The organism is Methylophaga sp. UBA4204 (assembly GCF_002379485.1).
Classification (GTDB): Bacteria; Pseudomonadota; Gammaproteobacteria; order Nitrosococcales; family Methylophagaceae; genus Methylophaga.
Genome location: NZ_DFTU01000030.1, coordinates 48446 through 56428, shown reverse-complemented (window position 1 = coordinate 56428; position 7983 = coordinate 48446). Strand labels below are relative to the sequence as shown.

10 protein-coding genes are annotated in these 7983 nt (G+C 45.2%); 6 read left to right on the top strand and 4 right to left on the bottom strand.

Annotation, left to right across the window (positions count from 1 at the left end; genetic code table 11):
* A partial coding sequence (locus tag B3182_RS03890; protein WP_292751628.1) for a mechanosensitive ion channel family protein occupies positions 1 to 852 on the bottom strand: 852 nt, incomplete at its 3' end.
* Between the two features lie 207 nt (positions 853 to 1059).
* Here B3182_RS03890 and B3182_RS03885 point away from each other — a divergent pair.
* The gene (locus tag B3182_RS03885) at positions 1060 to 1464 is read left to right on the top strand and encodes a phosphate-starvation-inducible PsiE family protein (protein WP_292353860.1); all 405 of its coding nucleotides are present in this window, start codon (positions 1060 to 1062) and stop codon (positions 1462 to 1464) included.
* A 14-nt stretch (positions 1465 to 1478) separates the two neighbouring features.
* Here B3182_RS03885 and B3182_RS03880 read toward each other — a convergent pair whose 3' ends face one another.
* Genes B3182_RS03880 through B3182_RS03870 form a run of 3 tightly spaced genes read right to left on the bottom strand, consistent with a single transcriptional unit; the run spans position 1479 to position 3816 of the window.
* Entirely contained in the window at positions 1479 to 1814 is a 336-nt protein-coding gene (locus B3182_RS03880) for a DUF3325 domain-containing protein (RefSeq protein ID WP_292353862.1), read from the bottom strand.
* Positions 1807 to 3507 (bottom strand): PepSY-associated TM helix domain-containing protein, encoded by a 1701-nt coding sequence (locus B3182_RS03875; RefSeq protein WP_292353864.1) that lies wholly within the window; start codon positions 3505 to 3507, stop codon positions 1807 to 1809. Before B3182_RS03875 ends, B3182_RS03880 begins: the two co-directional genes overlap by 8 nt.
* A 3-nt stretch (positions 3508 to 3510) precedes the next feature.
* Positions 3511 to 3816, bottom strand: a complete 306-nt coding sequence (locus B3182_RS03870) for an iron uptake protein (protein WP_292353866.1) — start codon at positions 3814 to 3816, stop codon at positions 3511 to 3513.
* A 266-nt stretch (positions 3817 to 4082) separates the two neighbouring features.
* On the opposite strand from B3182_RS03870, the gene B3182_RS03865 reads away from it, so the two are divergent.
* The 5 genes from B3182_RS03865 to B3182_RS03845 all read left to right on the top strand — a co-directional run.
* Positions 4083 to 5015 (top strand): aldo/keto reductase, encoded by a 933-nt coding sequence (locus B3182_RS03865; protein WP_292353868.1) that lies wholly within the window; start codon positions 4083 to 4085, stop codon positions 5013 to 5015.
* Positions 5012 to 5683 carry a DUF6064 family protein gene (locus tag B3182_RS03860; protein WP_292353871.1) on the top strand — a complete coding sequence of 224 codons (672 nt, stop codon included), beginning with the start codon at positions 5012 to 5014 and terminating at the stop codon, positions 5681 to 5683. The genes B3182_RS03865 and B3182_RS03860 overlap by 4 nt, the downstream gene beginning before the upstream one ends.
* Positions 5684 to 5699: 16 nt before the next feature.
* Positions 5700 to 6170 (top strand): GNAT family N-acetyltransferase, encoded by a 471-nt coding sequence (locus tag B3182_RS03855; RefSeq protein WP_292353873.1) that lies wholly within the window; start codon positions 5700 to 5702, stop codon positions 6168 to 6170.
* Positions 6171 to 6579: 409 nt separating this feature from the next.
* Positions 6580 to 7761, top strand: a complete 1182-nt coding sequence (locus B3182_RS03850; protein WP_292353875.1) for a hypothetical protein — start codon at positions 6580 to 6582, stop codon at positions 7759 to 7761.
* Positions 7752 to 7983: hypothetical protein (locus tag B3182_RS03845; protein WP_292751625.1), on the top strand; the 232-nt coding region annotated here is incomplete at its 3' end. The genes B3182_RS03850 and B3182_RS03845, both read left to right, overlap by 10 nt.

The following is a 7983-nucleotide window of genomic DNA, read 5'->3' as shown; positions in this document are numbered from 1 at the left end:
ACGTTGCGGGAATGGAATTTCGATATCTTTTGCCCGAAGCTGGGTTTCGATTTCCCATAAAAATAACGCTTTGGTACGAGCCGGTCGGCTCATTAACTCATTCCCAACCCATATCACTAATTCAAAATTCAGACTGCTATCGCCAAACTCAGTTAACCAAACCTCAGCAAGTTTGCCCGGATCACCCGTTATCGCCCCCGGAACATGAGAGGCGGCCTCAAGTGCTGCTTCACGAACCAGTTCTTTATCAACACCATAAGCGACACCAAATGGAACATGGATTCGGCGCAGTTTCTCGCTAAAACTCCAGTTGGTGACCTGTCCATTAATAAACTCCGAATTTGGCACCAGAATATCGATATTATCGCGCGTAGTGATGCGGGTATAACGCAGGCCAATTTCCTGAACAATGCCGGTAGTGGCGTTGGATATTTCGATAAAATCACCGACTTTCAGCGACTTTTCTAGGATCAGGATGATGCCTGAAATAAAGTTACTGACAATATTTTGCAGACCAAAACCAATACCGACGCCTATTGCACCACCGATAAAAGCCAGACCGGTCAGATTAAACCCAATATAAGATAGGCCAACTAATGTGGCACTGATCCAGATGAAGTAACGAAACAGTCTGCTGATGAGATAAAAAGTAGAATCATCGATATGCCGATAGGACTTCCCCAGCGTCATGCGTTGCAGGATTTTCTCGACTTTGGCTGCTGCCCACCAGGCAACAAAGACAATCAATACAAATCCAAGCATATTCGAAATGGTGATACCGGAATCCGATCCCATTATGGGCGTTGTCATCCAACGAATAAAAATATCCCAGTAATAATCAAATTCATTCATAAAGCAATTTCTCAAGTGATGTAGCTTTCATTCTGTTTCAATCACTTTCGTATGTCGAGGCCAATGATTTCAGTTAGCTTTCCACAATGGTGAATTTTGACCCACAGTCCAGACACATTCGAAATTTTCGGAATAGCAGACAATAAGCTTTACAAATTTGGCTGCTAGGCTACTATCCGCTCTGAAAAATTTATTGAGATAGTCTACATGTCAGAAAAAATTAAAACGGTAGTGAATCAAGGATTGGCAATTGCCCAGGATATCGGGCTGATCATTGTGGCTATCGCCACCCTGGTCGCTGTGGGAATTGAAATCAATTTCATGGTTGAAAACGGTACAGTACTGCTGACAGATTTATTGTTGTTGTTTATCTATCTGGAAGTGTTGACCATGGTCGCGGTCTATTACAAATCAGGTGAGTTACCTATCAAGTTTCCGTTATACATCGCGATTGTCGCGCTGGCACGGTACCTGATTCTGGATATGAAAAACATTGATACCTGGCGGATTCTTGGGATAACCGTGGCAATTCTCTTGTTAGGCTTATCCATCATTGTGATTCATTACTGCAAAACAAATCTGTTTGAGAAAGACGCCAGAGATGAGAACTAACATTCACTACGTCTTTAGTTAAGTTCACTACGATTAAATAGCCAGAGTATCGGCTTAAGCCAATGCTGACGCCAGGTAAGGATGGTCGCAATGCCTTTTGCCGCTAAACTTAACAACATTACCCAGACTAAAACGGCCATCGTTGGATGATCGGCAGCAAGACACAAAAGCAATGCCACCACCAGACTGGAATAACCCAAAATACGCAGGCTAAGTTGTTCGGAACGTGAGGGGAGACTGGTTTCGATACCGGTAACCTGCCGCCAATGATTTGGCAGGCTGAGTGAAAGCGAGGCCATGCCCAACATAGTGGCAAAAATAGCAGCTATCCAACAAACGATCTCAACCACGGCTAGCCTCCAGGTTTTGTGCAGAAAATTCAATGGCCTTATGCACAGCAACATTTTCACGCCTTTTCAGAAATCTGGCGGCATAAATCGCAATCGCACTGCTGACCAGCAAGCTTAAATCCACCCCAGCTACCGGCCAATAATGAAATGCAGTTTTCAAAAGATGATCGCCAGTAGTAATCCAGTTAAGAATCACCGCAGCAACGGCAAGCACAGCAAATAAAATGCTCTGTTCACGCCAGGCAGGTGAAATACGCATATGACGAACGGCAGAGCTGCGCCAGAAAGCATGCAGTAACATCACGCCCCAGCTTCCCCAGAACACCACCTGTTCCCAGTAACCTTTGCCAACCATTTCGGCTGGTAGTAACCGGTTAGCCACTAACATACTTACCGTGGCCACTAACATGCCAGTCACGGTCGTTACCGCTAAAGCATCAACCACCTGACTACCAGAGCTACCCTGCAGCGTATGCTGGCGTTTACGTTTTTCAACGAAGAAGATAAAACCGGTAGCAATGCAGATGGCGCCAACCAGACCACCAAACACATACAGCCAACGCAGAAACCAATGTTCAAAATGCTGTAAATGCAAACCGGTTAGAAATTCTTCAGTTTCTGCAATAGCGGAGCGGGGAGGTTCTTCACGGATTAATTCGCCCGTAATGCCATTGAAATGCATGCCTTCACCAACCAGTGCCACCCGATCACTGCCAGCTCGATAAATGCTCACATAACTGTTGGCATCATCCACATGATTAATCTGCAAAAAGCCTACTTCACCTGGCATATCCTTTTCAGCCCAACGCTGTTTAGCCTTGGCAACCATCGCATCAATGGAAGCCATCTCTGTGGGAACGCCGGCACGATCATGCGGCAGACCGGTTTCATTGGCCTCAACCATTTCGTGATATTTATGTAACGGTTCGAGCTGGGTATGTGTTACCGGAAAGAAGAAGAAACTGGCAAAAATCAGCAAACCGGTAAAGGTGAAGAAGAAATGAAACGGCAACGCCACCATGCCGGTAAGGTTATGTAAATCCAGTACGCTGCGTTGGGTTTGTTTGGTGGGGCGGAAAGTGAAGAACTCACGAAACCGTTTACGGTGAATAATGACGCCACTAACCAGTGCCGCCATCATAATAAATGCGGCGATACCGACGATATAAATCCCAATTCGATTCCAGTTCCAGTTCAGGCTGAAATGCATTGGATAGAAAAATTTGCTACCTATTTTTAACTGATCATCAGGCAGGGCTTTACCGGTACGTGGATCAATGGTGATATTGCCATGAATATGATTGTGGCCTTCCGGATCCAAAGGTTGTGGCACCCGAAAACCAACACCCATAATTAATACCGGATCACGATGCGTGGTGTAGGCCCAGAACTCATCAGCAGGTAATTCGGTGCGAGGCGTCATTGGCCCCTGACTTGTATCATGCAACAGGGGCATGTTGGTGTTGTAGTCTTCTTCATTGGGTTCAACCGAACGCAGAATGGGCAACAACATCTCATCAAATGATGGCATTACCTGTGGTTCAAATCGGGTTTCCGGAATCGACCAGCGATCAATCTCGCGATCAAAAACCGACAGGCTTCCAAAAAAGAAGACCACCATCAGAATAAAGCCTAAGGTCAGGCCAAACCACGTATGCAGCCAAGCCATTGCCTGTCGAAAGCTACTGAACATGGATTAAATTCCTTGTAAAAATGACTGTTGCACAACACTGGCCAGTAGGGTCATAGCCACACCACCGCCAAACAGGATTAGCCACAACCAGATTAATTTATCGGTGGCCATGCCCCACAAAAACAAACTCAAATAGACCAGCAAACCCAGCATCAGCATGCCCATCTCAGCATCATGAAACTCCACACCAAGTGGAATTAACGCCGCGATAACGATGGCAATCAAACCCCAGGTGAACAGGTAGCCACCTACAAGACTGGCAAAAATCCGACTGGCAATTGGCCAGGCAGGAGATGAAAAATTTGGCATGAAAACGGACCTGTTTGAAAAACGAAAAAGCATAACCAAGAGTAAGCAAAACCAATGCTCGTAAACGCTAATGCTAAATGATAATAATTAACATTCACATTGTATAGCGTATAGGGGCGTATTTCAAAGTAGAAAATGCGTCTAAAAATGACAAACCCATTAAATTGTCAGTGAGCTATTTGTACTGGTATGGTTTGATTAAATATTGAGCAGCAACCATTACATGCTGGCAAAGTGCTGAAATGAAATCACAAGGAGCGCTGACCATGACCAATCGCTTCACCCGCAGACAAAGTCTCAAGTTGATCGGTGCCGGTCTTGCCATGACTATGCTGCCATCGATGTCGAGCTTTGCGGCAAGCAATGAACTGCTTCAGAAATCTTATTCTGGTAACAAAAAGCTACCGGTCATCGGTATGGGAACCTGGCGAACGTTCAATGTCGGCACCGATCCAAAGTTGCTTGATGCCCGAACCGAAGTGGTAAAAACATTTTTCGAGCTTGGTGGTGGCTTGATTGATTCCTCACCCATGTATGGTTCTGCCCCGGATGTCATGGGCTATGCATTGCAACAGTTGGGTATTCCAGACAGCCTTTTTTCAGCAGAAAAAGTCTGGAGTCCTGCGGGCGGTTCAGCGCGTGAGCAGGTTGCTGATCTGCAAGCACGTTGGACTGTCGAGCAATTTGATTTAGTGCAGATACACAACCTGACAGACTGGCGCGAGCATCTGGCAGCACTGCGGGAAATGAAAGCCGAAGGCAAAATCGGCCATATTGGTATTACCACCTCACACGGCCGTCGCCACCAGGAGTTCGAGCAGATCATGGCTAACGAGGATATCGACTTCATCCAGCTGACATACAATATTGCTCAGCGAGAAGCGGAAAACCGTCTGCTACCACTAGCAGAAGAAAAGGGTATTGCTGTTATCGCCAATCGACCCTTTGATGGCGGTAGTCTGATTAAAGGCATGAAACGTCGCGATGAACCACTGCCGGAATGGGCTGAGGCAGAATGCGGCTGCACGACCTGGGCAGATTTTCTGTTGAAATTTATCGTCAGTCATCCGGCGATTACCTGTGCCATTCCCGCGACCACAAAAGTCGAGCATCTGCGAGAAAATATGCATGCGGGTACGAGTCCTATGCCTTCGGCCAGCACCCGGCAAAAGATGGCAGATTATATCGAGTCGTTATGAACACCTGGTCCAGCTACACGCTGCAGGATTTTATTCCCTTTACTGCTGATATCTATTTCCGCCTTCTTGAACGCATGAGTGAAACCTTCTGGCCGTTGCATCTACTGACGTTGGCTTTAGGCGTTGCAGCAGTTTGGTTGGCACTCACCAACCGCGCTCGCCTTGCCAGTGCTCTTATCGCAACTGTTTGGGGCTTTGTCGGCTTTGCCTTCTTTATTCAACGTTATGCTGAACTCAACTGGGCTGGTGGTTATATTGGTTACTGCTTTCTTGGTCAAGCAACCCTGTTGTTATTGCTAGCGCTGATTGGAGTTGCTTTAGACAGCAATCCACGCAAAAGACCAGCTACTTTTATCGGTGTAGTCATCGCCCTTGTTGGATTAATTGGTTTGCCGTTTATCGCACCTTACACTGGCGGGTCCTGGTTCCAGGCAGAAGTATTTGGTATCCATGCCGATCCAACTGCCATAACAACGCTGGGGTTGGTATTGATTATGTTCAGATGTTGGGCCTTGTGGCTTATTGCTATTATTCCAGTACTCTGGTTGCTTGTCTCGGGCTTAACTTTATTGGTTCTAGACGCAACCGCGGCCATTGTTCTGTTTGCCTTATTGGCAATAGGACTAATCGGCCTGGTTTGGAAGAGTGTTGAGTACAGATCTGCTTAAACAGGAACAAAAAAATATGAAGCTCGAGTTTAAATGGTCTCGATTGGAGTTTTTTGCCGCGCTTGAGCTTTACCAGATCATCATGGCTCGCGAATCCGTTTTTGTTGTCGAACAACACTGTCCCTATCAGGAAACAGATGAGTTGGATCCTTATGCATGGCATCTATCTGCTTTGGTAAATGGTGAACTGGCAGCCTATGCCAGAGTGGTTGATCCGGGGATTAATAACAGCCAGCCTTCGATTGGCCGGGTAATGACCCTGAAAAAATTCAGGGGACAAAAGATTGGCCGTGCTCTGATGGAGGAAGCCATAAATTTCACTGAGCGAAAATATCCAGGCAATGACATCAAAATCTCAGCACAGGTTTATCTGCAAAAATTCTATGAGTCGCTTGGATTTCACTCTTCCGGGGAGCCTTATGATGAAGATGGCATACCGCATATTGAGATGATTAAGTCGAGCCAGACACTTTTCGTAAAGTCATAGACAGGAGTAAAGTCAGCCGTCTGGCCAGAAGGAAGTTTTATATCTTTATGTAGGGATCTGTCAGTGGCTGATCCTTGAAACCATGCCAAAGCAGATGTAACTCTGGTCAAGAAAGGTAGAGAACAACAAGTCTAAAATTTAGGATGTAACTGGTTTTCTTGAATTTAGACAAGCAAATAAAATGGGCTAATGCTCTTTTATAGATCTGTCGCAAAATATGGACAGATTTATCTTTGGAGATTTTTCAACTTGCCAAATGCTTTGAATATTTTCATGGATTCTCTATGGCTTTGATTTTGCCTGTCTGGTGGTGGGAGTCGCTCAGCCCTAAACCCTAATATTACTAGTAAAGAGTTTGGTAGTATCAGGTTTGTGTATTTTCCGCAAACATAGAACAGGAGGTTTGATAATGTCGGACGATGATTACCTGGCCTGGTACTACTTTAACGAAAATCGTTGGCATGGGCCCGTAAGTATTAACAAACTCAAATCATTATATTTTGGAAAAGAAATATTTGAGTCAACCAAGGTGGTTAAGCACTCTGATATCACTGATTTATCCAAGGATAAGGTAAAAGAAAGTGATTCGTTAGTCAGAGACCTTGAGCAATGTGAATTCTATCAGGACACAATTGCCAAATTGAATCTGCTTTACAATGAGGATGTTGCGGTCAGAGACTGGTCATCCAATAGTGCCATAGTCCCCATTCTGGGGTATGCCGTACTGGTTTTCTTTCTGATGTACGTTGTAATTACCACGCTGCCGGAGAGTTTCCTACATTTCGAACTGTCTGCCTCAAGAATTGTTTATTTACTGTCTTTGAGTGTGTACATTGGATTTTGGTTAGCTTATTTCTCATCCAGCAAAAAACTGAGATTCCTCAATGTCGCCACGCTCAGAAGAATACTGACGGCCTCCAGCCTGCAGTGGAAAGGCGAAGAGGGGAATGCAGGCGTTGTGGATGATCCCTTTTCTGTTAAGCACCAGCTTGAAGAATCCTATCGCGAGAAGGCGCGTGCTGCGATGACGGTAATCGCTATTATGATTGCTGGCAGTCTGATTCTTCTTGTACAGACTAACCAGTACCTGGTATCAAGAGCGGACTTCCTGACTTTACCTTTCATTTGGGAAAGCACCTTTTTGGCCTTGTCGGCCTTGTCATCATTTATCGCTTTCATTTCCTTTTTGTTATCAGTGGATGCACTGGACTCTATGTTCAACCGTTACCTGACAGATAGAATCGAACTGAAAATGGTTAGAAAATTCTATAGGTTCACTCTGAACCCTAAGTATATGGGGCTCATATTTCTAATATTAGGTATTACCTCTTTTGCAGCAATACATAATGGGTTGATTGCTTCTATTATGCTGTGGATTACTATGTCGATCGGCTATTATCACTGGTTCCCCTACCATGCCACTCTGGATGATCTTTCCTCAGAAGATTACGCTGAAAATAACCACGGCCTGGGAATGAGAATTCTGTATTCGGGTTTTGCCAGAGAGAGACTCAGGCTAATTATTAGAATTCCATTTTTTGGGGTGTTAACACCCTGCTTAATTTATGCGTACCTGGTTCTATGGAACTAACAGATATTTTTTCAAATTGGCCTAGTTATACTTTGCCCGTTATGAGCGCAGTTTTGTGGGCGTTGTCCGCACCAATTGTTAATCTAGGTTTAGATAAAATTCCCCCAAGGCTAGGCAGTCATGGCGTTCTGTTGGGCTTGTTTGTTGCCTTGAGTTCCGCTGCGTTGTGCCTTGCCATTTGGGCTTGGCTGAGCGGCGCAGTGATAAATTTAAATTGGCGTC